The organism is Gleimia hominis (assembly GCF_002871945.2).
GTDB classification, from domain to species: Bacteria; Actinomycetota; Actinomycetes; order Actinomycetales; family Actinomycetaceae; genus Gleimia; species Gleimia hominis_A.
Genome location: NZ_CP126963.1, coordinates 1,093,874 through 1,117,910, shown reverse-complemented (window position 1 = coordinate 1,117,910; position 24,037 = coordinate 1,093,874). Strand labels below are relative to the sequence as shown.

Sequence of the window (24,037 nt, the reverse complement as noted above, 5' to 3'; positions counted from 1 at the left end):
AAGACCTCAAAGTTAGAAAGGTCTAACGTGACATTTTTTTCGTCTTTCCCACGTCCACCAGCCGGTGGGAGACCACCTTCTGGGCCGCGTAAACCCAGTGGTGGCAACCGTAAACGCAAGGGGCTCACGCCACTGCGACTCACCCTGCTGATTCTCGCGGTGGTGGCGGGGCTACTGTATTTAGCTTCCACGCTGGGGACGGAAGTGCTGTGGTTTAACCAGCTCCGTTCCGCGCGCGTGCTGTGGACTAAATGGTTATCAGTAGCCGCGATTGTGGTGGTGGCCACGGCGTGTATTGCCACGATCGTGGGTGTGAATATGACGTGGGCTTATCGCAAACGACCCCAGTCCACCCGCGGTGGGGTGGGGGCGTCACTGCGCGAGTACCAGCAGGTAATTGAACCGGCTCGGCGCGTGATCTTTTGGGGGATTCCCCTGGTTATCGGCCTGTTCACCGGCCTTGGGTTGGCGGTTGACTGGCGTCGGATCCTCATGTTTATTAACGGCACGTCGTTTGGACAAAAAGATCCACAGTTCGGGTTTGACCTTTCTTTCTACGTGTTCACTTTGCCGATTGTGCAGATGCTGCTGTCGCTGCTCACCACCGTCTTCGTTGTGAGTTTGATTGCGGTTGCAGTTGTGCATTACCTCTACGGTGCAGTTACGTTTACGCCGAAACTTTCGGTGACCGTGCCGGCCCGTCGGCAACTGGGGATTAATGCTGCGATTTTGTCGCTTATTGTGGCGTTGAGGTACTGGGTGGCTCGCTACGCTCTGCTGGTGGCGGAGGGGCGGCCTAACGACGGCGCGATGTTCACGGATGTGCATGCGCAACTGCCGGCACAGACGATCCTTGCGGTCACGTCCGTGCTGGTTGCGGTGCTGTTCTTGGTGGCAGCTTTCCGGGGGACGTGGCACCTGCCGGCCGCGGGAGTTGCGGTGACGGTTGTGTCCGCACTGGTGTTTGGGATGGCTTACCCTGCGTTGATTCAGCAGTTCAAGGTGAAACCGAACGAACGGGCGTTGCAGGCTCCGTACATTCAGCGCAATATTGACGCCACGTTGCAGGCGTATGGGATTGATGACGTGGATTCCACTACGTATGCGGCGCGGACGGATACGGAACCGGGGCAGTTGCGTGGGGACGCGGAGTCTACTCAGCAGATCCGCCTCATTGACCCGGATATTATTTCGCCCGCCGTGCGGCAGTTGAAGCAGTCGCGTTCGTACTACACGTTTGAGGACATGCTGAACGTGGACCGCTACGAGATTGACGGTGAAAAGCGCGATACCGTGATTGCGGTTCGGGAGTTGAACCTCGATGGGTTGGATGACCGGGAGCAGAACTGGGTTAACCACCACACGATTTTCACGCATGGTTACGGGGTGGTTGCCGCGTACGGTAACCGCGTTGGGCCGCGTGGTGAGCCACAGTGGTGGGAAGAAGGGATCCCATCTTCTGGCGATATGGGCAAGTACGAGCAGCGAGTCTACTTCTCACCTGAATCCCCGGAGTATTCGATTGTGGGGGCGCCCGAAGGTAGCGACCCGTTGGAGTTGGATTACCCCGATGAGCAGCATGATGGACACCAGGTGCCCACCACGTTCTCGGGTGATGGGGGTCCGAATGTGGGCTCGATTTTGAACAAGATCTTGTACGCCATTAAGTTCCAAGAGACGAATATTCTGTTTGCCTCGCAGATCAACCCGAAGTCGCAGATCCTGTACGATCGTGATCCGGCGCTGCGGGTTTCTAAGATTGCCCCGTACCTGACGTTGGATCGCCGGCCGTACCCGGCGGTGGTGGATACGGATGGGAATCCGAAGACGCCGAAGCGGCTGGTGTGGATTGTGGATGGGTACACGACGTCGAACCAGTTCCCGTATTCGCAGCATTTGGATGTGAATGAGGAAACGCGCGACGCGACCACGGCGAATACGCAGCAGTATGCGGCGAATGACAAGATTAACTACATTCGTAACTCGGTTAAGGCCGTGGTGGATGCTTACGATGGTTCGGTTCAGCTGTACCAGTGGGATAAGCAGGATCCGATTTTGAAGACGTGGATGAAAACGTTCCCCGGGCAGGTTAAGCCGCTGGAGGACATTTCGGGTGATTTGATGGCCCACATGCGTTATCCGCAAGACCTGTTTAAGGTGCAGCGTTCGATGCTGTCGGCGTACCACGTGACGAAGGCGGAGGATTTCTACACTGGTGGTGACCGGTGGCGTTTGGCAGAGAACCCGACTTCGAAGAAGGGCCCTGAGGGGGTTGCTCCCGCTCAGCCGCCGTATTATTTGACGATGAAGATGCCGGACCAGGACAGCGCGGAGTTCTCGCTAACGTCTGTGTTTGTGCCCGGTGGTAAAGCTGACCGCGAGCCCATGTCTGGGTTCTTAGCGGTGGATTCTGAGACGGGCAACGAGCCTGGGAAGATCCGGGAGGGTTACGGCAAGCTCAGACTGTTGGCCCTACCGTCTTCGACGACGGTACCGGGGCCGGGGCAAGCGCAGAACGACTTCAACTCGGATACTACGATTGGGCCGGCGTTGAACCTGTTGAACCAGGAGGGGTCGGAAGTTATTCTCGGTAACTTGCTGACATTGCCTGTTGGTGGTGGCTTGTTGTACGTGCAACCGGTTTATGTGCAAGGTACGGGTTCCACCAAGTACCCGGTGCTCGGTAAAGTACTGACGTCGTTTGGTGATTCGCGTGGATTCGCAGATTCGCTCGAGGAATCTTTGGACGCTACGTTCAAGGGTGACTCCGCAGCTCACCTGGCGGGTAATACCGGTGCTGAAGGTGGTGAGGCCATCGCTGGTGGTGAAGCTAAAGGCGAGGGCAAGTCGGATGCTCAGCGTTTAGCTGCTGCTCTTGAGGCGGCGGATAAGGCCATTAAGGATGGCCAGGAAGCCCTCAAGAACGGAGACTGGCAGACCTACGGGAAGAAGCAGGCGGAACTGCAAAAGCACATTTCGGAAGCCATGCAGGCGGATAAGAGTGTGAAGGAAGGCCAGCAGGCTGACGGTGACGCGAAGAAAAACACTGAGAAGAAAACTGAATAACCACTTCGATTACGCTCGCGCAGGCTTGCATTATTCTAGGTAGCTGCGGGGCAAGGAAGTAAAGTGGTAGTAAATGAGGGGCGCATCCGGGTTGTGGATGCGCCCCTCGAGTTTAATCAGTTCTACTTCAGCATTTTCATCATCTGAGCTGGTTCCAATATTTGAAGCATTTCCATCATCTGAACCGTGCGGTTGCGCTACTTATTGGAGTGGTTGGCGTCGCCTTTGCGCCGCTTGCGGTGCCGGCGGATTACACTCACGATTTCGGGAGCGATCGGAATTGGGCTAGAAGACCACTTGGTTCGCTGCTGCCCAGCGCCGTCCTCAAGGTCTTGGGTAACTTGTTCCGAAATGGTTTCAACCAGCATCTTGCGGCGCAGTTCTTTCATTTGCCGCTCGTGGAACCTGTGTTCAGCAGAAAGTGATTTCCACAGGCCCTGGCACATTCCGATCATTACGAAGCTGAATGGAAGGGCCGACAGGATCGCAAGGGATTGCAGAGCGGCCATACCGGTTTCAGAATCCGAGGTGCCCAGCAGGGTAGCGGTAACCAGACCAGCCATGGTCGCCCAGGTGAGGCGTACGTACAGCGGTGGGTTCGGGTTACCGGCGGTGGAAAGCATGGACAGCACGTATGAGCCGGAGTCGGAAGAGGTGATGAAGAAGATGGTCACGAGGATCATGGCGACGCCCGACAGGATGGGTGCCCCGGGGAGTGCTTCAAAGGAGTGGAAAAGGACGGTGTTGATGTCCACGCCGTCGGGGCCAATTAGGGAGTTGCCGCTGAACAGTTCTTGTGCGAGCGCGTTGCCACCCATTACGGCGAACCACAGGAACGTGACGAGTGTGGGCACAGCGATAACGCCGATTATGAACTCGCGGATCGTACGGCCCTTGGAGATACGGGCGATGAAGATACCAACGAAGGGGGACCAGGACATCCACCAGCCCCAGTAGTACGTGGTCCAGGACGTCAGCCAAGTACTGCCGTCGACGCCTTGGAAGGGGAGGGTTTGGAACGCCATTTCAAGGAAGTTCGACAGGTACATGCCTATCGTTTGGACGAATTCGGAGAGGATGAACACGGTGGGGCCCAGTGCGGCAACTGAGAATGCGAGTAGTGCTGCGAGAATCAAGTTGGTGTTCGACAGCAGGCGAATCCCATTGTCGAGGCCTGAGGCGACGGAGAGTGCGGCGAGTCCGGAGATTACGATCACGAGGATCACCAGCACAGTGCGGGTTGCGTTGAAACCCCACAGGTATTCCATGCCCGCAGCCACTTGGTTCACACCAAAACCTAGGGAGGTGGCGATACCGAGGATGGTGCCGATGGAGGCGACCGTGTCGATCACGTCACCGAATGTGCCCCGCACTCGTTTTTCGCCCATGACTGGTTCTAGGGTCCAGCGGATGGAAACGGGGCGGTTGCGGCGGAAGTGGGCGTAGGCGATGGCTAGTCCGACGATCACGTAGATAGACCACGCGTGCAAACCCCAGTGAAGGTAAGTTGCGGAAACTGCTTCGCGTGCCAAGATTGCGGGGCTGCCTGTCACGCCTGGGCGTGGGGCAGCGAAGTGCGATAGGGGCTCACCGGCACCGTAGAACACGAGGCCGATTCCCATTCCTGCTGCGAAAAGCATTGAGAACCAGGCGCCTCGGGAGTATTCGGGTTCCTCATCGTCACGCCCGAGCTTAATGTCACCGAAACGGGAGAATGCCAGGACTGCGGCGAAACCGACGAAACCGGTGGCGACTAGTACGTAGTACCACGAAAGGTTGTTAATAACGTGGGTCGACAGCCACGAGATTGCGGTGTTGAATCCCGTTGGAATAATGAGTGCGAGCGCGACGAGTGCCACCAGGATAATTACAGATGGATAGAAAACGCGTTTGGAGATGCCTTCTGGAATCTCATTCTCCACCTTACGTTTTGAGGCTTCGATGATCTCTGCGGCCTCTTGGGTTTCCTGTTCGGTGGGTTCAAACTCGTTAGCTAAAATAGTCTTGTCTTCTTCAGACAGCGACATAATATTACTTTCATTTTGCTTATAGGGACCTTCTAACTTTCTCTGAAAACCCGTTTGTATTCCACTTTTACCGGTTCAATCCTGGTTCCTTATGAGGCGTTTCACCAGTTACGTACCAGTGCTTTGGCTTAGTTTGGTGTTGCCAGGTGCGGGGCGCTCGAGGAGAGGGGGGCTGGGGAACAGGCGAGGACCGCGCACCAAGCAAAAAATCGATAGGTACACGGCAGACCGCGCGAGCGAGCGTTAGGCCGATGGGGGCAGACGCGCGAGCGAGCGTTAGGCCGATGGGGGCAGACCGCGCGAGCGTCATGCGTTACGCAGAGACTACGAGTTGGGAGATGCGTAATATAATTACCGCAGGCGCTCTAGCAGAAGTTCCTTCTGATGGAATATGTGGGGATAATCACTACGCGTGCTTTGTCTTGTCTTTACGCTGCAAACCGGGCGTTCGGAGTTGGTTTTAGGACGCGCGGGTCTTAGGTGGCAGAGAAAACGAATTCTTTTCAGTACTATATATAGTGTTGCAAAGATGTAAGGAGCACAATATGTGGGTTGAGTCGCCAGTTCGCACGCACGTGGAGACCGTGGTCACCAAACGCGATGGGCGCACCGTCAGTTTTGACGCGGCAAAGATATACAACGCTATTACCTTGGCCATGGAAGACCAGGGGATTGACGATGCGGATTTCGCCCTGGACCTCACGCGCGAAGTGGTGGACAACCTACCGGAAACAGATCTGGACATCCCCACGATTCAGCGGGTAGTGGAAGACCGGCTGATGGCGTCCCGCTATCCGGAAGTGGCGCGGGCTTACATTGAATACCGTCATGACCGCGATAAAGAACGTGAACTGGCGATGGATATTCCCACCGCTTTGCACCGCTTGATTGCGCGCGACAAAACTGTGGTGAACGAGAATGCGAATAAAGACGCCACGGTGTTTAACACGCAGCGGGACTTGACGGCCGGGGCGGTTGCGAAGGCATACGCCCTCAAGCACATGATGCCGCCAGCGGTGGCTAACGCGCATATTAAAGGGGAAATCCACTTCCACGACCTGGATTACAACCCATTCCAACCGATGACTAACTGCTGTCTGATCGACATTGCGGGGATGCTGCGCGACGGCTTCCAAATTGGGAACGCGCGAGTGGAATCACCGCGTTCAATCCAAACCGCAACAGCGCAGATCGCGCAGATCATCGCGAACGTGGCTTCCAGCCAATACGGGGGCTGCTCGGTAGATCGAGCGGATGAAGTGCTCGCCCCGTATGCGCAAATAAACTACGAGAAACACATGGCAGACGCGAAACGCTGGGTCCCTCAAGAAAAATGGGAAGATTACGCGCGCACCAAGACCAGTAAAGATATTTACGACGCCATGCAATCGCTGGAGTATGAGATCAACACGCTCTACTCCTCGAATGGGCAAACCCCGTTTGTGACCCTCGGGTTCGGTTTAGGCACGGGGGAACTGGAGAGGGAGATTCAGAAGGCGATTTTGAAGGTCCGGATTAAGGGGATCGGTAAGGATCACTACACGGCGATCTTTCCGAAACTCGTGTTTGGGCTACGCAGGGGCGTGAACTTGGAGCCGCAAGACCCGAACTACGATGTGAAGCAGTTAGCATTGGAATGCTCCACTAAACGCATGTACCCGGACGTGTTGTCCTACGATAAGCTCACTGAAATTGAGGGTGACTACAAGGTGCCGATGGGGTGCCGTTCCTTCCTGCCTAAATGGGTGGATCCAGAAACTGGCGAGGCCGTGAATGCTGGGCGAATGAACCTGGGTGTGTGCACGTTGAACTTGCCGCGCATCGCGATTGAAGCGCGTGGAGATGTAGCGAAGTTTTGGAAGCTTTTTCACGAGCGAATCCAGATTGTGCGTGAAGCTTTGATGTTCCGCGCTGGGCGCTGTGAGGAAGCGGTGGCGGATAACGCACCTATTTTGTATCGCCACGGTGCGTTCGGTAAGCGGGCGCCGCAGGGGGTGAATTCTGTTCACGAGTTTTTCGCCAGCCAGCGGGCAACCGTTTCGGTGGGGTACATCGGGTTGTATGAGACCGCTACCGCGTTCTTTGGGCCGAAGTGGGAGACAAACCGGGAGGCGAAGGAGTTCACGCTCGACATCGTTCGTGCTTTGACGGATTATGCAAATAAGTGGACGAGTGAAACCCCGTATTGGTTCTCTGTGTATTCCACGCCTTCGGAGTCTTTGACGGACCGGTTCGCGCGGATGGATCGGCAGAAGTTTGGGGCGATTAAGGATATTACGGATAAGGAGTACTATACGAACTCGTTCCACTATGACGTGCGGAAGAAGGTCACGCCGTTTGAGAAGATCGAGTTTGAATCGGAGTATGAACCGTTCACGAAGGGCGGGTTCATTCACTACTGTGAGTATCCGAAGTTGACGCATAACCCCGAGGCGTTGGAAGCGGTGTGGGATTACGCGTACGACCGGGTGGCGTATTTGGGGACGAACACGCCGATTGATCGTTGTTACGAGTGTGATTTTGAGGGCGAGTTTTTGCCGACGGAGGATGGGTTTAAGTGCCCTCAGTGTGGCAATACGGATCCGGATACGTGTGACGTGGTGAAGCGTACGTGTGGTTATTTGGGTAATCCGCAGAAGCGTCCGATGGTGCATGGGCGCCACGTGGAGATTTCTTCGCGGGTTAAGCACATGGATTTGAATGAGTAGGGTTGCTGGTGCCGCGTGAGTGCAGTGGCTGATTCGGTGGTGAACGTGGATGCCCGGGCGGAGGGTGTTCACGTTCCTTCTCCGTGCCAGTGGGACGGGCGGCGTTTGTCCGCAGGGTATGTTGCGGATTATAAGCCGTTCAATTTTGTGGATGGTGAGGGGGTGCGCTGCTCTGTGTATGTTGCTGGGTGCCCGTTCCGATGCCCGGGGTGTTATAACGTGGCGGCGCAGTCTTTTCGTTACGGGACGCCGTATTCGCATGACTTGGAGAATCAGATTCTTGAGGATCTGGCGCAGCCATATGTGGCGGGGCTGTCTCTGGTGGGTGGGGAACCGATGTTGAACACCCCGGTTTTGAATCCTTTGGTGGCGCGTGTGCGCGCAGAGTTTGGGCCGGCGAAAACTGTGTGGTGTTGGACGGGCTACACGTGGGAGCAGTTGCAGCATGAGACGGATGACAAGCAGGCGTTGCTGCGAGGTGTGGATGTGTTGGTGGATGGGCCGTTTATTCAGCGTCTTTTTGATTCGTCTTTGGCGTTCCGAGGGTCTTCGAATCAGCGGATCATCGATGTGGCGGCGTCCCAGCAGGCTGGTGAAGTGGTGTTTTACCGGCATTACCGGTAGGTGTCGGCGCGGTTCGCGGCGGATCTGGTTGCGGGCGAGTGTGGTGATGAAACACACTCTGAACTGGTTTGATCTTGCTGTGTGAACGCATTAAAGTAGATGTGTCGACGCGGGGTGGAGCAGTTCGGTAGCTCGCCGGGCTCATAACCCGGAGGTCGTTGGTTCAAATCCAGCCCCCGCTACTACTTCCCCGGTACCAACAGGTGCCGGGCTTTTTTCATACCCGGGCTGATTTCGTATGGGAGTGTGTCAACTCCTATTTCGGGTTGTGCATTTAAACGTGCTTGGTTACGTTTGTCAAAACGCGAGGAAGCATTCCAGATCCAGTGCTCTTTTTTTGCTGAGGAGGGGCATGAGTTCTTTCAATAAGGCGTCTAGAACGCTGCGTAAAGCGCGTCGCTTCATGGTTGTCGGCTTAATTGCTTCGGTGTTTGGAAACCATGTAATTGAATCGGGGTTCAGTGCTCTCACGGCTTCTGGGATGATTGCGGTTTCTTCTCTAGTTGTTTTGAAAACCGTTGAGCAGATAATCGTTTTTGCGTTTCCACTTTACGCTCGTGTAGTTGGACGTTTCAGCCCTGATAAGGCGCTTATCACTGTCGACCTGTTGGAAGCTAGTGTGAGTACTCTGTGCCTTGTGTTGGCGCTTATAAAACCGGGTTATGCCGCGGGGTTACTGTTTGTTTACATGGTGTTTGATACGTTCGTTGCTCCTGTGAGTGATCTTGCGGATGAGTTCTATGGAGCGGTGCTGGCGACGGTGGATGCGAAAGCTGCGTTAGCTTTTAACGCAACGTTATACTCCGCACTCGCGTGTTTGGGATTCGTAGTTGGGGGTCCGCTCGGTTCTTTTTTCGCATCAATATCTGTTGAGGCGCTGCTACTAATCAATATCTTCTTGTCGTTGTGCGGTGCTGCAGTGCGGTTCTTTGCTCGCACAAAGTTCGCTGCAAAGCCTCCGTTGGAAGTTGATGAGGAAGAGTATGAAGTTACTGGAGCAAAGTTGCCTTTGAAGAGGTTCGTGCGGGACTTGTTCGCCTCCGGTCCGGCGTCACCTCTTTTATCTCTAGTGATTCGCATTGCTAGTGCGATGACGGGTGAGCTCTTTCTACTTTGGGTCGCGGGTGCCTCAGCAAAAAGAGACACTGATTTGAGTGCTTTCTCTGGAATGGGACTCGTCCTTGCCGTTTTTGGATTCGGAGCAACGTTTGGGCCAATGTTAGGCCGTTGGGTTAGTAGAGCTCATTCGACTAGGACAACACTTTTCGCTTCTGCAGTGCTTTCGGGCGTAATCGTGTTGTTATTTGCGGCGTATGAAGCAGTGGTTGGTAGTCCACTGTTCTTGTCGCTGACGTTGGTTTTTCTTATAACCACGCTTAATAGGGCTCGGATAGTGATTCTAGAAACCTATCGGCAAACACAATTTAGGGGAACGCGGTTCGTTCGCATCATGAGCTGGTCATACTCCTTTGGTGCGATAGGAACAATTCTCGGTCTCCAAATTGGATACTGGTTAAAATTAAGTTCAAACCCACTGCCGTGCTTAGTGATTGGTGGAATTCTGTGGATCTTTATAGGTGCAATAGTTACTCGGCAGATAAAAGACAAAAACTGAAGTGGTCCAGATTTTCTTCGGTTTGATTTGGTTGGATTGTTTAGGTTATGCCGTTGATGTTTGATCAGTCCGAGAGGATCGTGTGGCCGGCTTGGTTGGGGGTTGGATCCGTTCGGAGGGGGTATCGATATAGGCTGCGTGATACGAACGAGCTGTTGAAAGCAACGTCGGCTTTTTTCGCCTCCTGTATCGGCCCCCGAGGTCGGAAATGATCGCTGTTACCAGTAAGTATTGTGATCGTTTTGGTGCCCGTGTTCATCTGCGCGACATTAAGTAAGGAGCGTGAGGGAGGTTTCATCTCCTCGCGTAGATACCCTCGCGTGTATACCGCGACGTAAAAAGGACGAGGGCCTTATACGTGTCTGTGGCTTACCATGAACGTCTAACCGCTGCTGGGATTAGTGAATCGACCGGGACTGTAGGAGACTCCATGCGCTAATGCGCTAGCCGAGAACGTCAACGGATCGTGTAAGAATGAGCTGATCCACACGCGCAGGTGGAATGACGTGCTTGAGGTCGAGATCGCGACCTTCGAATGGGTGACCTGGTGGAACACCGGCCGCCTCCACAACAAGCTCGACTACCGTACACCTTGCGAGGTTGAGAATGAATACTGGCAACAACACAAGCCAGCGGGAATAATAAGAAACAAGGTAAAAACCAAGGAAGGAAACCCACACCATTTCGTAGGTAGTTCCGACTGGTCCTTACCGTGTTTCTAATTACTTACTGATGGGACCCTTGGGGATCTGCCCCGGCCCAAGCGGAGAACCCACATCAGTGGTACTACTGGTTTCTTCATTAAGCGCGTTCCATTTCCACCTGCTACCCGTAGGGCCCACGCTTTTTGCTCAAAAAGTAGGAGCTTCTAAATATCGCTTTTGTTTAATAATTTTAGGAATATTTTTTTACGCACTTGTAGAGGAACTGGTAGAAATAGTTTAAAAATAGTGCCTCGTATAGACCGGTATTACCCTTGGAACGCGGTTGCTAAAACAGGGCTTTACCTGCAAAAAGACCATATTGTGGCGGAAGATTTCATTCGGGTTACATTGCGTACGATTGCATGCAATAATCCTCAAGTACCGCCAATGTTGCAGGTGCAACCGGTCGTTTCTAATGCCACGCAAGAAGGTGGCGAAAGAGAGGGGACATAGATGTCAGAACATCGCGCCAGTCCGTACGAGGACGCGAAGAAGCAGCTGAAGGAGGCTCAGAAGATCCTTGGTTTCACCGACGCGGAATACGAGATGCTCGCTGCCGCTCGGCGCGAACTGAGCGTGTCAATACCATTCCGCCGCGACGACGGCAGCGAGGAAGTACTTCACGGCTACCGCGTACAACACAACCTCACCCGGGGCCCCGCAAAAGGCGGTATCCGGTTTGATACCCACGTAGACATCGATGAGGTTCGCGCCCTCGCAATGTGGATGACGTGGAAGTGTGCGCTCGTGGGCCTACCCTACGGTGGTGCGAAAGGTGGGGTCACGATCGACCCCAGCAAGTACTCGCAAGCGGAACTGGAACGCGTAACCCGCCGCTACACCTCAGAAATCCTCCCCATAATCGGGCCAGAACAAGATGTACCCGCCCCAGATGTCGGCACTAACGAGCAGACCATGGCGTGGATAATGGACACGTACTCGCAGTTCAAAGGCTACACAGTCCCCGGGATCTGCACGGGCAAACCAGTCTCCCTAGGTGGTTCCCTAGGGCGCGCGCAATCAACCTCCCTGGGCGTAGTGATCATGGTTGAGGCCGCTCTCAAACAGGCGGGCCACAGCATGGAAGGTGCTTCACTTGCCGTGCAAGGATTCGGGAAAGTCGGTCGGGGAGTAGCGCATATCGCGCACGAACGCGGCGCAAAGATCGTGGCGGTCTCCGACATTTTTGGTGGCCTCTACAACGAAGATGGCATTGACATTCCTGCCCTCGAAAAACACGTGGACAATACCGGTAAGGTAGTTGAATTTGACGGAGCAGAACCGCGCGACGGCGACGAACTCTTAACGTTAGACGTCGACGTGCTCGTACCTGCAGCTGTCGAAGGGGTCCTCCATAAAGGGAACGCCGGCAAAGTACGCGCCCCCATTATCGTGGAAGGTGCTAATGGGCCCACCGACGGGGACGCAGACAAGATTTTTGAAGAAAATGGGGTCACCGTTGTGCCTGATATTCTGGCGAACTCCGGTGGCGTGATCGTGTCTTACTACGAATGGGTGCAGGGGCGCGACAACTTCTTCTGGCCACTAGAGCGGGTAGAAAGCGAACAGCGTGAACGCATGATGGCCTCGTGGGAAGACGTTAACCGCTATGCGAAAGAAAAGGACGTCACCCTCCGCGTGGCAGCAACCGTACTAGCTGTGGAACGCGTGTTGGACGCACACAAACTACGCGGCCTCTACCCGTGATCGCGCTCGCGGTGATGTAAAACGCGTCTACTTCGATTAGAGGCAGCGCAAGCACCGTGAAATTGTATGTCAAAACCCCAGTTGCACGCACATAACATGCGCGTTATCGTTTCTTCAACGAAAACTTTTGCGCACAAACCGCGTGTAGCTGGGGTTTCGCATTTCTCAATGCAGCCCCTGTGGCACGCAGCGCACAGCGTTAACACCTGGGTTTAGGCACGCGGCCGCTGCCGGCAAGAACAGCGCCAAAGTGCCTGCACAGACGTGGGGCGTGGCGGCGGATTAGATTTTTAAAAGAATCGTCCTAGTTGTATCCCGCCACGTCCCACCTTTTACATCCCACGTTTCACACCCAACCTTCTTGGAGGATACTTATGACGCGGATTCTACTCACCGGATTTGAACCGTTTGCCGGCAACAAAGTGAACCCCACCGAACGAATCGTCGAAGTTTTTGAAGGCCGCCACGAGCTCGTCACCCACGTGCTCCCCGTAGAGTTTGATGGGGCACGCACGCAACTAAAAACAGTGTTGGCGCAAACTAAACCAGACGCAGTCCTCGCTCTGGGCCTAGATGCGCACTCTGAGCAAGTGAAACTAGAACGAGTAGCACTGAACCTCGCGGACAGTACTAAGCCCGATAACGCGGGGGCACAGCCGGTGGATAAACCTTTAGAGGCGGGTGGGCCGGCCGCGCGGTTTTCTTCTTTCGAATGGCGACGCATACTAGAGCAGTTGCATTCGGTTGAAATTCCCGCTGCCGCCTCCTTGTCGGCCGGAACGTACGTGTGCAACGCGGTGCTGTACACGCTGCTGGAATATACAGAAAGCCACCCACACGCAGTGGGTGGCTTCATGCACGTTCCCCCTTTAGAACGCATCAACCTAGATACCCAGGTGCGGGCCACGGAGATCGCCCTGTACGAACTCGACCGCACAATCCACGCGGCCCACACTAACAAGCCGGCCTAGTTAATCTTGGCGGGAGGCCCCGCAACAACAACCTGAACCAGCTGCTTGCCGAGCCGATACACCTAGGCTAACTACTTGCGCGGTTGCTCTTTAGAGTGACCCAGCACTGTCTACTGGTGCCGGCGCCGCATCGCGGTAGCAGCTGCTCCAACGGCTAGGACACCGAAGCTGAGCGTTGCCAACAGGCCAATGCTTGAACCGGTCCGTGCCAGCTTCTTCACCTTGGTCGTTTTCTTCGCAGGCACAGATTTGCCCTGTCTTGCTTTCGATGTGCTGTGCTCGCTTTGCGTACCTGGCTTGGTGCTTGTGCCCGGTGTGGACTCTGCGCCAGGGGTGGTGCCTGCGCCCGGATCCGTGGTTTCGTTCCCCGGGGGAGTAGTGGTCTCCGGGCTAGACGGTTCCGGAGCTGGGTCCGTTGGTTGCGCCTGCTCATTAGCCATCAGTAGGCGCTCATAAGTGGGGTCAAACTTAGAGGAATACCCATCGTTATCACTCCCACCCAGCACGGCCTTGAAAACCTCATACAAATTACTGGCTTTATCTACGTCTGATCGAACATTAGCGGGAACAGGTTTATCGCCTTCGGAGCGTTTAAGAAAATGCTTCGCCGCCGCTTTCGCCTGCTGCAAAGTCATGCCTTGCGACTGCGCAATCGCGGTTTTTGTCCACAATAGGTTAGAAGGAATAATGTGGTTCCAATCGTGCTCATCATACGTGCGGCCATCGCGGTCGAACGCGTACAGGAACATTCCGCCCAGATCGTTTTCATTGACGTAGGTTGACACGCTATTAATGTGCGAGGATTCATACGGCTCCACCGCATCGAGCCAACGGTTAACCGGATCCTGCTCCTCCGGGAACGTTAAGCCCGGCACAATCTTAGAAGCCGGCACGATTTTCGCGAAGGCATCTATCACGTTGCGGGTAGTTGTCGCATCGTAACCATACTGTTGGAAGGCAATGTAATTGAACGCATCCGCAACATTCTCAAGCGGACCGGGGAAGGCCGTGTTCGTGTCATACAGCAGCATCGTGTTATCCGGGTTGTTAGAAAGCGGACCCAAGCGTTTCGCGAGCGCGCGAATAATCTGATCCGACACCTTCACCTCATCCGCATCCGGGTAGGTTTCCATGTCAATATCCAACCCGTCCACGCCAATGGATTCCACCTTGTCAGCAATGAGCTTATCCGCGTACGCTTCGTAATCGGCTGCCTTCGCGTCCGCTGCTTCGACCCCGCGTTCCTTGAGGAAGTCGTAGAACTCCTCAACCATTGAATCGTAGCCAAGACCTCGAACCAGGCGAATGCCCCGCTTGTGCAAGTACGGGCCGTAATCGTTCTTCAACTTGTCGTAGAACGGTTGCGCCTGCTTCTCCTGCCCCGGTGGAACGTAACTGAAAATGTTCACCACATCCACGCCGTAGGGGATGTCGTACATAGAAATCCAGTTCTCGTCCGGCAGATCCGTGTTCACGCCGCGCATCGTCACGTCGCGCCACGCCCGGTAGTACACCTGGAAGTGTTTATCCGCCCCGGGGTTCACGTTGTGGATCTGGTCTACCGGAGTGTCGCCCAGCGCCTGCGCCGTCGGGGCACTGAACCCAAGTACGGCCAACAATCCCACTAGAGCGGTTAGAACTGTTGCGCTCAGCCCCACTCTGCGTTTACTACTTACCGGGCTGCTACTGCTTGCCAGGCCGCTTCTGCTTGCCGGGCCGGGGTGCACCGCCCGCTTCTTTATTTCCATATGTCACCTCATCTTCGAGTGATAAAACTCTAAACTAAAAGGGTTTAGTAATTTGAGGTTACCATTTGCATCGCAGGCATGGGGAGTATTTGCGCGCAAAATGTGGGAAAAACACAGCGGAGATTCATGGAAGGGCTGCAGTTTATTCACTCAATGGGCGTGTTTAGTGATTGTTTAGTAGAGGTGTTCAGGCCCGCTGCCATACACTTTTGGGATGGTTCATTTTCGTTCATTTGAGGATTTCACTGATTCCGCGGTGCCCCTACAGTACCTGCAAGATGCCAAGTGGGGCGCGGGGAAGTTCTTACACAAGTACCTGAAGGCGGGGACGTTCCACGAAAGGTTCGGAGCCTACGCGCAACTGTTCTTTGCGCAAACCGGGCAAGAAGAATCTACGCCCATCATCGGGTTCGGAGCCCTGGTGGATCAAGATTTCATTCCGATTGCGCGCTACCGCCCGTGGGTAGCGTTCATATACGTCGACTCGGCGCACCGCAAGCAGGGGTTGTCTAGGAAAATAGTTTCATTTTTGGAAGCCCACGCAGTTGCGCACGGTTGGGAAGAAGTGTACATAGTTACCCAGCATGAGGGCCTGTATGAGCGCTTCGGGTATTCATTTATCGAACAGGTGGCTGAACCCGTGCATGAACGCGACTACGTGTACCACAAGTCTTTGACGTATGCGCCTCGAAGTCGGTCGGGCGGGCACTGATTTTGTGCGTTCCCTCCGCGGACTACATCCGCGCGCAACCTCCGCGAGCTTCCTCTACTGGTAAGCCCCGGGAGCTTCCTCTACTGGTAAGCCCCGGGAGCTTCCTCTGCTGGTAACCCCCGCGGGCCACTAAGAAGAACTGTTTACCTATCTTTTGCGTGGCCGCGTGGTGCCCGCTAGTCTAAGCAGACTACTTGGCATCGATAGATGGGCAAATAATGATCGAGTTTCGATCGGTTACAAAAAAATTTGAGGGCACCGACAGCCCGGCAGTAGATAACTTTAACCAAACAATAGATTCGCGCACACTCCACGTGTTCCTCGGTTCCTCAGGCTGTGGAAAAACCACGCTACTCAGAATGATTAACCGGATGGAAACGCCCACCGAAGGCACCGTCCTAATCGATAACGCAAATGTGGCGGACGCCAACCCCGTGGAACTGCGTCGCTCCATTGGCTACGTCATGCAAAGCTCCGGGTTGTTGCCGCACCGCACTGTACTCCAAAACGTCACTACAGTACTGCGTTTACAAGGCAAAAAGAAGGCACAGCGGCGCGAACGCGGGTTAGAAATGATGGAACTCGTCGGGCTCGACCCGAACCTCGCAGACCGATACCCCACGCAGCTGTCCGGCGGACAAGCCCAACGCGTTGGGGTGGCGCGGGCACTCGCACCGGAGCCGAATATAGTGCTCATGGACGAACCGTTCGCAGCCGTCGACCCCGTCGTGCGCCGGCAACTGCAAGACCTCACGTTTAATCTGCAACGCGAACTGGGCACCACAATCGTATTCGTAACCCACGACGTAGACGAAGCCCTCCGGCTCGCAACCCGCGTGGTCCTGCTCGCCGAAGGCGCGCACATCCGAGCTGAAGGCAGCCCCGAAGAAATCCTCGCGAACAGTGACGACCAGTTCGTCGACAACTTCCTCGGACTTCACCGCGGCCGGCAGCTACAACGCAAAGGCGACATTGTCCTCGACGACGTCGGTCGTCCGCTCGGGCGGATAAACGGCACCGAAGGAGACCGCGCATGACGTGGATCCGCAACAACTACGAAATCATCCTTCAAGCCTTCACTTCACACCTGTGGCTCGCGATTCCCGCGATTATAGCGACCCTAATCATTTCCGTACCCGTTGCAAAACTGGCGATCACACACCCGCGGATCCGGGAAGTCACACTCACTTCCACCGGGTTACTATACGCAATCCCATCGCTGCCACTATTCATATTTATTCCCCTGATTTTCGGGATTCCCCTGAGGTCCCCAACCAACGTTCACATCGTGCTCACGGTACACGGGTGTGCCCTCATGGTCCGCGCAACCGCAGATGCACTCGGGTCGGTCAACGCCGATCTGCTAGACGCAGCCACGGCCTCGGGTTACTCGAACACCCGCAGGTTCTTCATGGTGCAACTGCCACTAGCTGGGCCAGCCATACTGGCTGGTTTACGGGTGGTAGCTGTGTCCACTATTTCACTCACCACCGTCAGCGCGGTCCTTGGAATCAAATCGCTGGGCACACTTTTTACCGACGGGTTTCAACGCGGTATCGTCATCGAAGTGCTTGCCGGCATTATCCTCACTACTTTGCTGGCGTTTGTCATAGACGCACTGCTCGTGGTCCTAGGGCGAATCATCATGCCCTTCCAAAAACACCTCACGGCGGAGGGTAAAAAATGAACTACTTACTAGAAGCTCTGCAATGGCTCTCCACCGGCGCGAACTGGACGGGAACAGACGGGATCCTCATGCGCACGTTCGAACACGCGTGGTACTCCATGCTGGGTGTGCTGCTGGCAAGCCTTATTGCGATTCCGCTTGGCATATGCATTGGTCATACCGGCCACCTCCGCACCCTCGCGGTGACCCTACTTGGTGGGATGCGATCCCTCCCCACATTGGGTGTGCTCACGATTTTCGGGATCTGGCTCGGCATAGGTTTAGCGGCACCAATGATCTCCTTCGTTGTCCTCGCGATCCCATCTATCTTGGCGGGCACCTACTCGGGAGTTGAAGTGGCGTCCCGCGACATTGTCGATGCCGCCCACGCGCAGGGAATGACAGGCCGGCAAGTGATTACGCAGGTTCAGCTACCGCTGGGAATCCCTTTGATTATTGGTGGTTTAAGGTCCGCATCCCTGCAGGTGATAGCCACCGCAACCCTCGCTGCCTACGTGGGATCCGGAGGGCTCGGACGCTACCTGTTCTTGGGGCTGCGCACCCAAAACTACGCGCTCATGGTGGCGTGCTCGCTGCTGGTCGTCGCGCTCGCAATAGCTTCCGAAATCTTATTCATGGCGATAATGCGGTACTTCACCCACAAGAACCCCGGGCTAGCTGCAATCGCCGCAACCACTCAGAAAGTGGGGTAACCTCATGCGCAAACACAAATCAACCCAGAACACCGCCAGTAACGGAACCGTCTCTAGGCGGACCGCCCTGATGGGCGCGCTACTGTCTCCAGTGGCGCTGGCCGCTTGTTCGAACGCGGACCCGTTCAGACAGACCGATTCAGACAGCGCGAACCCCACGTTAGTGGTGGGATCCTCACAGTATTATTCAGCAGAAATAATCGCGGAAGCCTATGCGCAAGGCCTCGAAAAAATCGGTTTCAAAGTCCGCAGAGAAATGCAGATTGGATCGCGCGAAGTGGTGATGCCAGAAATGGAGGCCGGCGCAATCGACATTTTCCCTGAATACGCGGGAAACTTGCTGCAATACTACGACAAAGATTCGAAGGCGCGGACCTTTGAGGAAATCTGGCAAGACTTGCCGCGGGTGCTACCGAAACAGATCCACGCGTTTTCGTATGCCCAAGCATCTGACCAGGATTCCTACAACGTCACCAGTGAAACTGCCGAAAAACACGGGGTCAAAGCAATCGGTGACCTGAAGAAACTAGGGGGCACGGTAAAGGTTGGGGCGAATGCGGAGTTCAAAGACCGTCCCTACGGCACCGGTGGGTTGAAGCGTGTTTACGGGGTGGAATCTACTCTGGTGCCCATTCAAGACTCCGGTGGGCCCCTCACGGTTAAAGCGCTGCTTGATAAGGACGTGCAGGTGGCGAATACTTTCTCAACCGACCCGGCGATCAAAAAGAACAAGTTCGTCACCTTGGAGGATCCGGAGTCGATGATTTTGCCGCAAAACGTTATGACCCTCGGGTCTGATCGGGTCCCCTTGAAAGCAACCGCGGTGGTGGAGCGTATCAACGCGGCCCTAGATCAGGACACACTGATTAACCTAAACGCCCGCTCCGTCGACGAGCAAGCGGCGGCGTCCACGATTGCACGCGACTGGCTGGAAAGCCTCGAGCTTCTTAAATAACTGCGGGGGCGCGGCGCACAAAAGTAGTGACTTTCCAACGCGCGTCACCCGACTGGGCTCGCCACTGGGAATCTGAACGCTGCGGGTCGGCGCGCCACACATCCAGGTCCACCGCGGGTGCGTACACCCCCTCGGTATGCGCCACTTCTAAGTCCAAGTCGGTGACAACGAGCTCGTCGGCAAACTCCATGCCCTGCTCGTAAACTTGCGCCCCACCGGTAATCCACACGGGCCGGCCCAATCCTTGGGCAACCTCAATGGCTTGCGGAAGCGAATGCGCCAAATACGCGGGGTCCGCTGCATAATCTTGCTGAGAAGTGATTACCACGGATTCACGTCCAGGTAGATTCCGCCGCCCCAATGCTTCCCACGAGCGGCGGCCCATAATTAGCGTGGACCCCATGGTTTCACGTTTAAAATGCGCAAAATCTGCCGGCACGTGCCACGCCATCGCCCGGCCCGTTCCCAGAAAACGGTGTCGGTCCTGCGCCCAAATCATCCTCAGCATGGCCATGTTAAACCGACACTTTAGCTTTGATCGTGGGGTGGTGTTGATAATCCACCACTTCCACGTCCTCAAACTTGTAATCAAATATTGAGGGGGCGTGGTGCAACTTCAGGTGGGGCATGTCGAACGGTTCGCGCGCCAGCTGGGTCTTTACCTGTTCGAAGTGGTCGTTGTAAATATGGCAGTCCCCACCGGTCCACACCAGTTCCCCAACTTCTAAACCAGCTTGCTGGGCGAACATGTGAGTCAGCAGCGCGTACGACGCAATATTGAACGGAACGCCCAGAAACATGTCGGCACTACGCTGATACACCTGCAGGGAAAGCTTGCCTTGCGCCATGTATAGCTGGAAGAACGCGTGGCACGGCATTAACGCCATGTCTGACAACTGGGCGACATTCCAGGCGGACACCAGGTTCCTGCGCGAATCCGGATTTTCCCGCAGTGTCTGCAGGGCGGACGCGATTTGGTCTACGTGTTCGCCACTGGGGGTGGGCCAGCTGCGCCACTGAACCCCGTAAACGGGGCCGAGCTCACCGTTCTCATCTGCCCACTCGTTCCAAATCCGCACCCCGTGCTCTTGCAGCCACCGCACATTCGAATCGCCCGAGAGGAACCACAAAAGCTCGCCCACAACAGATTTCAGGTGCACGCGTTTGGTGGTGACGAGTGGAAAACCTTCCGCCAGGTCGAACCGCATTTGCCGGCCGAACACGGATATTGTTCCCGTTCCGGTGCGGTCATCTTTCGCCACTCCGTTGGTGAATACGTCCCGCAGCAGGTCTTCGTATGCCGTATTAATTGCCACTGTCAGACTCCGCCTTTGCCCGGTCTGTATCTACCACGTCCACCTGCACGTCGACCTGTATGGGCTGCGTAAACTCGGCCGGAGCTTGCCCGAGCGCTGCTTCCGTTCCAGAAATGACGTTGTTAGCCATCGACCGGCCCACGAACCAGCCCACTGCCGCACCAATTCCGAACGGCATTAAGCGGCCCAGTGTTGCGGACGCACCGCGCTTAGCTACCTGGCGTTTAGCCACTTTGGTGAGGGACTTATTGACCCGGCGCAAGGCTTGTCGCTGCAGGTCTGTGGCGTACCCACGCAACGCCGTGAGGGTAGAAATCCCCAGCTGTTTCGAAGCTAACTCGGCGCCGTCCTCGCCCAGTAGCGCCGTCAACACGAGCAGGCGACGCTTGTCCACATCCTCGGTGGGAACGCCGTAAATGTATGCCATTTCTAGCACGTAGTATCCGGCTTGGCTTATGAACGCGGCGAGCTGCGCAGTAGATAACGCCACGCCAGCAACAGTTCCGATGCCGGGGGAGGCCGCGCCCGCACCTACGGCCCCGGAAGAGACCGCGGCAATTCGGCGGAACTGCTTGGTGACGATGTGCGCCAGATCCGCGGGTGTGGCTTGCGGGTTTTGGCTGCGCAGGTCAGCGATCTTTTGTTCAATCGCTTCTTGCGGGACGTCCATCATGATGTCCACCACGTCCGTGAATGAACGCGCGGAGGGCAGCTTCTTGATCGCATTGCCCGCGTTTTTTAGTGTCACGGCTGCTGAAGAACTGGTTTTCTTGTTAAAAAGTGGCACGTTGAAACCTTCTTCCATAACTATTTAGGAGCGGCAACTGTATAGTTTACTGGACGTTTCTTAACCCATTAGTCCGCACGCCCGCGCGCCTGTCTAGCGACGGTTACCACCGGGCGGCTATTACCTACCTGGACGTACTTTTACCACGCCAAGGTTGTGGTCAGAAGTCGGAGGAGAACTGCAAATCAGAGTCCATCCCCTGCGTCAGGGTGTGGCCCACGGTGCACTGCCGGTCAATGGCGGAACGGGTGCGCCGGTGGAGTTGCTCCCGCTCCTCATCAGACAGCTGGGTTGTGTCGGCGACGATTTCAACGTCCATGTGCGTGTAGCGGTTCGACTCTTTATCGTAATCGGAGCTAATCCCAACGGTCGCATCGTAGTCGTCGCCTAAAGCGGCTGCCAAACGCGCGTCCCCAGACATAATGTTGCAGCCGGCGAGCGCAATCTTCAGCAGGTCCCCGGGGCTGAACATGCCCTCGGCCTTACCGATTTTCACTTCCGCACCGTCCGAAGTTTTCCCAACAAACGTGCCCTTGCCTGTACGTTCAACCCAAATTGCTTTACTCATAGCTATATCTTCTCAATGGGCCCGCGAGTTGGCTAGCGGTTTCGCTTAGAACGTATGTCGCGACCACCAGCGCAGCTGGGCCCGGTCAGTTTTGTTGTAAATACTGCTGCGCCGCTTGTTCCTCCGCGCGCATCATTCGCGGCAGGTACTGGCCCGCTTTGCTTTCCAAACTTTTTCCCATGAGGGGCACCGCAATGGTTAGCGTTCCAGTGAGTTTACGCTCCACCTCTTCGCGCGCGCCGTCTGCACGCACTGCAGCGAGCGCGGATTCAACCTGCGCGCGAACTGGCAAGATAGTGTCTATTGTCGTTTTCCCACGCGCGGTCTTGAGGTCCCAGACCTCTCTAACCGTGAGCTCTACCGGGCCGCGTGGCAAGAACCTCAGGAAACTGGAGGGGAGTGGGGACGCTTCAGGATCCCCGGTAAGTTGGACCGCAACCTCTAGCTCGTGAGGAGTGCGGTGGACCTCCACGTCTTCCACAGTCACCGGGGCGGAGGTTAAACGGGTGCGGTGGAACTGCTCATCAGCGAACATATCCCACACGTTCGGCAACGAAGTGGGGTAGTGCAACACCTGGTCGATCTGCATTTTCTGTTTCCTTTTTCTATCCCCACCGCACGCGGGTAGGTAGAGTTATAGCCATGCAGAGCCTTACTGAACTCGCCAAGGGCCCGCTGGGCGATAGCTTGACCCATGAGGACCTCGACTGGCTACACCTGATTCTAGCGGACTGGCAAATGCTGTCGGACCTGGCGGCCGCGGACCTCGTCATGTGGTTACCAACGCGCGATGGTCGCTTCCAAGCGGTAGCGCACGCGCGTCCCTCAACCGCGTCGACGGTGCATATGGATGACGTGGTGGGGCTTTATGTGCAACCAACTCGGGAGGCTTGGCTGCGGCAGGCCATGGAAGCGCAGCAGGTGCTTCATTCCGCCGCTCCCACGTGGTTGGGTACGTATGCGCGCACCGAATTCGTGGTTCCCGTGGTGCGTAAGGGCCGGTCGATCGCAGTTATAACCCGCGAATCTAACCTGTCTTCGCTCGGCTTTCTGGTTGGTGCGGAAACGTGGACTGTGGAGGCCGCGGACACGCTGTGCGACATGATCGCGACCAGTGAGTATCCCTACGATGCGACTCCCACATCTGTTACACACGGGCAGCCGCGCGTGATGGATGGGGCGATCCTGATTGACGCGGAAGGGGTAGTTAAACAACTCACCCCTAACGCGGTGTCTTGCCTGCGTCGGTTAGGTTTGCAAGAGGACCCGATCGGACGGTCCCTCATTGAAGACGTGACGAATATTGTTAAGGAAGACCAGCAGATAGACGAAACCCTCGCGGTTGTGGTGATGGGGAAAGCCAGTTGGCGCAGTGAACTGTCTCATGGGCGTTCAACCATAACGATTCGCGCGGTCCCGTTATTTGAGGACGGCGTGCGGATTGGTGCGGTGCTGCTCACCCGGGACGTGTCGGAGATGCGACGGCGCGAGCTGGAGCTGATGACTAAGGACGCCACTATTCGCGAGATTCACCACCGGGTTAAGAACAACTTGCAGACGGTGTCGGCACTGATCCGGCTGCAGGCACGCCGATCCGATAACCAGGAAGTGCGGGAGGCATTGACGGAAGCGGAGCGGCGCGTAAGTGCGATCGCTACCGTGCACGCAGCACTGTCGCAGAACGTGGATGAGCACGTTGATTTTGATGAGGTTGCGAAAGAAGTGCTGCGGCTCGCCTCGGTTGTAGCTACCCACCACCATGAGGTGTCGGTGGATATTCGCGGTAGTTTTGGTGAGGTAGATGCTGACGCTGCACAAGCCCTAGCGACGGTGCTGACGGAACTGGTCACTAACTCGGTTGAACACGGGTACGTGGACGGCGGTGGGGTAGTGGTTGTGGAAGCACACCGCTTAGGCCGCAAGCTAGAAGTCACTGTTACCGATGATGGGGTTGGGATTGATGAGGGGAGGGCCCGGTCGGGGCTTGGCACTCAGATTGTCGCCACGGTCGTAGCTGGGGAACTGTCGGGCTCTATCGAGTGGGAGCGGCGCAGCCACACGCACGGCACTCGCGTTCGGATCCACGCGCTCCTAGAAGACAAGTGAGCGCGGCAGTAGGTTTCCGGTGCTTGGCGCACCTAGAGTTTCCG

At 55.8% G+C, this 24,037-nt stretch carries 20 protein-coding genes and 1 tRNA gene; 14 read left to right on the top strand and 7 right to left on the bottom strand.

Annotated elements, in window-relative coordinates:
- The first annotated feature begins 27 nt into the window (after positions 1 to 27).
- Positions 28 to 3,066: a UPF0182 family membrane protein gene (locus CJ187_RS04995; RefSeq protein ID WP_102217109.1), complete on the top strand. Its 3,039-nt coding sequence runs from the start codon at positions 28 to 30 to the stop codon at positions 3,064 to 3,066.
- A gap of 197 nt (positions 3,067 to 3,263) precedes the next feature.
- Here the strand turns inward: CJ187_RS04995 and CJ187_RS04990 are convergent, their stop codons facing one another.
- Entirely contained in the window at positions 3,264 to 5,093 is a 1,830-nt protein-coding gene (locus CJ187_RS04990) for a BCCT family transporter (protein ID WP_102217108.1), read from the bottom strand.
- 545 nt (positions 5,094 to 5,638) lie between these two features.
- Here CJ187_RS04990 and nrdD point away from each other — a divergent pair.
- The 7 genes from nrdD (at position 5,639) to CJ187_RS04955 (ending at position 13,422) form a co-directional block, all read left to right on the top strand.
- The gene (gene nrdD, locus CJ187_RS04985; protein ID WP_102217107.1) at positions 5,639 to 7,801 is read left to right on the top strand and encodes an anaerobic ribonucleoside-triphosphate reductase; all 2,163 of its coding nucleotides are present in this window, start codon (positions 5,639 to 5,641) and stop codon (positions 7,799 to 7,801) included.
- Between the two features lie 15 nt (positions 7,802 to 7,816).
- Positions 7,817 to 8,425, top strand: coding sequence for an anaerobic ribonucleoside-triphosphate reductase activating protein (gene nrdG, locus CJ187_RS04980; RefSeq protein ID WP_233187407.1), 609 nt, complete (start codon positions 7,817 to 7,819; stop codon positions 8,423 to 8,425).
- 108 nt (positions 8,426 to 8,533) lie between these two features.
- Positions 8,534 to 8,607, top strand: a tRNA-Met gene (locus tag CJ187_RS04975).
- Between the two features lie 170 nt (positions 8,608 to 8,777).
- Positions 8,778 to 10,040, top strand: a complete 1,263-nt coding sequence (locus CJ187_RS04970; RefSeq protein ID WP_102217106.1) for an MFS transporter — start codon at positions 8,778 to 8,780, stop codon at positions 10,038 to 10,040.
- Positions 10,041 to 10,519: 479 nt separating this feature from the next.
- A complete protein-coding gene (locus CJ187_RS09485; RefSeq protein ID WP_434737344.1) occupies positions 10,520 to 10,762 on the top strand; it encodes an IS3 family transposase in 243 nt (80 codons plus the stop codon).
- A 435-nt stretch (positions 10,763 to 11,197) separates the two neighbouring features.
- Positions 11,198 to 12,451 (top strand): Glu/Leu/Phe/Val family dehydrogenase, encoded by a 1,254-nt coding sequence (locus tag CJ187_RS04960; protein ID WP_102217104.1) that lies wholly within the window; start codon positions 11,198 to 11,200, stop codon positions 12,449 to 12,451.
- A 374-nt stretch (positions 12,452 to 12,825) separates the two neighbouring features.
- Positions 12,826 to 13,422: a pyroglutamyl-peptidase I gene (locus CJ187_RS04955; protein ID WP_102217103.1), complete on the top strand. Its 597-nt coding sequence runs from the start codon at positions 12,826 to 12,828 to the stop codon at positions 13,420 to 13,422.
- A gap of 110 nt (positions 13,423 to 13,532) precedes the next feature.
- On the opposite strand, the gene CJ187_RS04950 is transcribed toward CJ187_RS04955, so the two are convergent.
- Positions 13,533 to 15,170, bottom strand: coding sequence for an EndoS/ChiA family endoglycosidase (locus CJ187_RS04950; RefSeq protein WP_146003120.1), 1,638 nt, complete (start codon positions 15,168 to 15,170; stop codon positions 13,533 to 13,535).
- A 214-nt stretch (positions 15,171 to 15,384) separates the two neighbouring features.
- Here CJ187_RS04950 and CJ187_RS04945 point away from each other — a divergent pair, with 214 nt between their 5' ends.
- The 5 genes from CJ187_RS04945 (at position 15,385) to CJ187_RS04925 (ending at position 19,216) form a co-directional block, all read left to right on the top strand.
- Entirely contained in the window at positions 15,385 to 15,882 is a 498-nt protein-coding gene (locus tag CJ187_RS04945; protein WP_102217101.1) for a GNAT family N-acetyltransferase, read from the top strand.
- A gap of 194 nt (positions 15,883 to 16,076) precedes the next feature.
- A complete protein-coding gene (locus CJ187_RS04940; RefSeq protein ID WP_233187406.1) occupies positions 16,077 to 16,919 on the top strand; it encodes an ABC transporter ATP-binding protein in 843 nt (280 codons plus the stop codon).
- Positions 16,916 to 17,569, top strand: coding sequence for an ABC transporter permease (locus CJ187_RS04935; RefSeq protein ID WP_102217099.1), 654 nt, complete (start codon positions 16,916 to 16,918; stop codon positions 17,567 to 17,569). The genes CJ187_RS04940 and CJ187_RS04935 overlap by 4 nt, the downstream gene beginning before the upstream one ends.
- The gene (locus CJ187_RS04930; RefSeq protein ID WP_102217098.1) at positions 17,566 to 18,261 is read left to right on the top strand and encodes an ABC transporter permease; all 696 of its coding nucleotides are present in this window, start codon (positions 17,566 to 17,568) and stop codon (positions 18,259 to 18,261) included. Before CJ187_RS04935 ends, CJ187_RS04930 begins: the two co-directional genes overlap by 4 nt.
- A gap of 4 nt (positions 18,262 to 18,265) precedes the next feature.
- Entirely contained in the window at positions 18,266 to 19,216 is a 951-nt protein-coding gene (locus CJ187_RS04925) for an ABC transporter substrate-binding protein (protein WP_102217097.1), read from the top strand.
- Here CJ187_RS04925 and CJ187_RS04920 read toward each other — a convergent pair.
- From CJ187_RS04920 to CJ187_RS04900, 5 genes are all read right to left on the bottom strand, one after another.
- Positions 19,209 to 19,730, bottom strand: a complete 522-nt coding sequence (locus CJ187_RS04920) for a dihydrofolate reductase (RefSeq protein ID WP_102217096.1) — start codon at positions 19,728 to 19,730, stop codon at positions 19,209 to 19,211. The genes CJ187_RS04925 and CJ187_RS04920 overlap by 8 nt on opposite strands.
- A 1-nt stretch (position 19,731) precedes the next feature.
- On the bottom strand, positions 19,732 to 20,526 hold the full coding sequence (locus tag CJ187_RS04915; protein ID WP_199171130.1) for a thymidylate synthase: 795 nt from the start codon (positions 20,524 to 20,526) through the stop codon (positions 19,732 to 19,734).
- Entirely contained in the window at positions 20,522 to 21,337 is an 816-nt protein-coding gene (locus tag CJ187_RS04910; RefSeq protein ID WP_102217094.1) for a hypothetical protein, read from the bottom strand. Before CJ187_RS04910 ends, CJ187_RS04915 begins: the two co-directional genes overlap by 5 nt.
- A 142-nt stretch (positions 21,338 to 21,479) precedes the next feature.
- Complete coding sequence (locus CJ187_RS04905) at positions 21,480 to 21,887, bottom strand: OsmC family protein (RefSeq protein ID WP_102217093.1); 408 nt, start codon at positions 21,885 to 21,887, stop codon at positions 21,480 to 21,482.
- An 85-nt stretch (positions 21,888 to 21,972) separates the two neighbouring features.
- A complete protein-coding gene (locus CJ187_RS04900) occupies positions 21,973 to 22,476 on the bottom strand; it encodes a DUF2505 family protein (RefSeq protein ID WP_102217092.1) in 504 nt (167 codons plus the stop codon).
- Positions 22,477 to 22,529: 53 nt separating this feature from the next.
- Here CJ187_RS04900 and CJ187_RS04895 point away from each other — a divergent pair, with 53 nt between their 5' ends.
- Complete coding sequence (locus CJ187_RS04895) at positions 22,530 to 23,993, top strand: sensor histidine kinase (RefSeq protein WP_102217091.1); 1,464 nt, start codon at positions 22,530 to 22,532, stop codon at positions 23,991 to 23,993.
- Positions 23,994 to 24,037: the final 44 nt, after the last annotated feature.

Coding starts and splice junctions, on each gene's coding strand:
- CJ187_RS04900 (WP_102217092.1), bottom strand. CDS start 22,476: ATGCAGATCGACCAGGTGTTGCACTACCCCACTTCGTTGCCGAACGTG.
- nrdD (WP_102217107.1), top strand. CDS start 5,639: ATGTGGGTTGAGTCGCCAGTTCGCACGCACGTGGAGACCGTGGTCACC.
- CJ187_RS04925 (WP_102217097.1), top strand. CDS start 18,266: ATGCGCAAACACAAATCAACCCAGAACACCGCCAGTAACGGAACCGTC.
- CJ187_RS04970 (WP_102217106.1), top strand. CDS start 8,778: ATGAGTTCTTTCAATAAGGCGTCTAGAACGCTGCGTAAAGCGCGTCGC.
- CJ187_RS04920 (WP_102217096.1), bottom strand. CDS start 19,730: ATGGCCATGCTGAGGATGATTTGGGCGCAGGACCGACACCGTTTTCTG.
- CJ187_RS04945 (WP_102217101.1), top strand. CDS start 15,385: ATGGTTCATTTTCGTTCATTTGAGGATTTCACTGATTCCGCGGTGCCC.
- CJ187_RS04910 (WP_102217094.1), bottom strand. CDS start 21,337: ATGGAAGAAGGTTTCAACGTGCCACTTTTTAACAAGAAAACCAGTTCT.
- CJ187_RS04905 (WP_102217093.1), bottom strand. CDS start 21,887: ATGAGTAAAGCAATTTGGGTTGAACGTACAGGCAAGGGCACGTTTGTT.
- CJ187_RS04960 (WP_102217104.1), top strand. CDS start 11,198: ATGTCAGAACATCGCGCCAGTCCGTACGAGGACGCGAAGAAGCAGCTG.
- CJ187_RS04895 (WP_102217091.1), top strand. CDS start 22,530: ATGCAGAGCCTTACTGAACTCGCCAAGGGCCCGCTGGGCGATAGCTTG.
- CJ187_RS04930 (WP_102217098.1), top strand. CDS start 17,566: ATGAACTACTTACTAGAAGCTCTGCAATGGCTCTCCACCGGCGCGAAC.
- CJ187_RS04990 (WP_102217108.1), bottom strand. CDS start 5,093: ATGTCGCTGTCTGAAGAAGACAAGACTATTTTAGCTAACGAGTTTGAA.
- CJ187_RS04950 (WP_146003120.1), bottom strand. CDS start 15,170: ATGGAAATAAAGAAGCGGGCGGTGCACCCCGGCCCGGCAAGCAGAAGC.
- CJ187_RS04935 (WP_102217099.1), top strand. CDS start 16,916: ATGACGTGGATCCGCAACAACTACGAAATCATCCTTCAAGCCTTCACT.
- CJ187_RS04955 (WP_102217103.1), top strand. CDS start 12,826: ATGACGCGGATTCTACTCACCGGATTTGAACCGTTTGCCGGCAACAAA.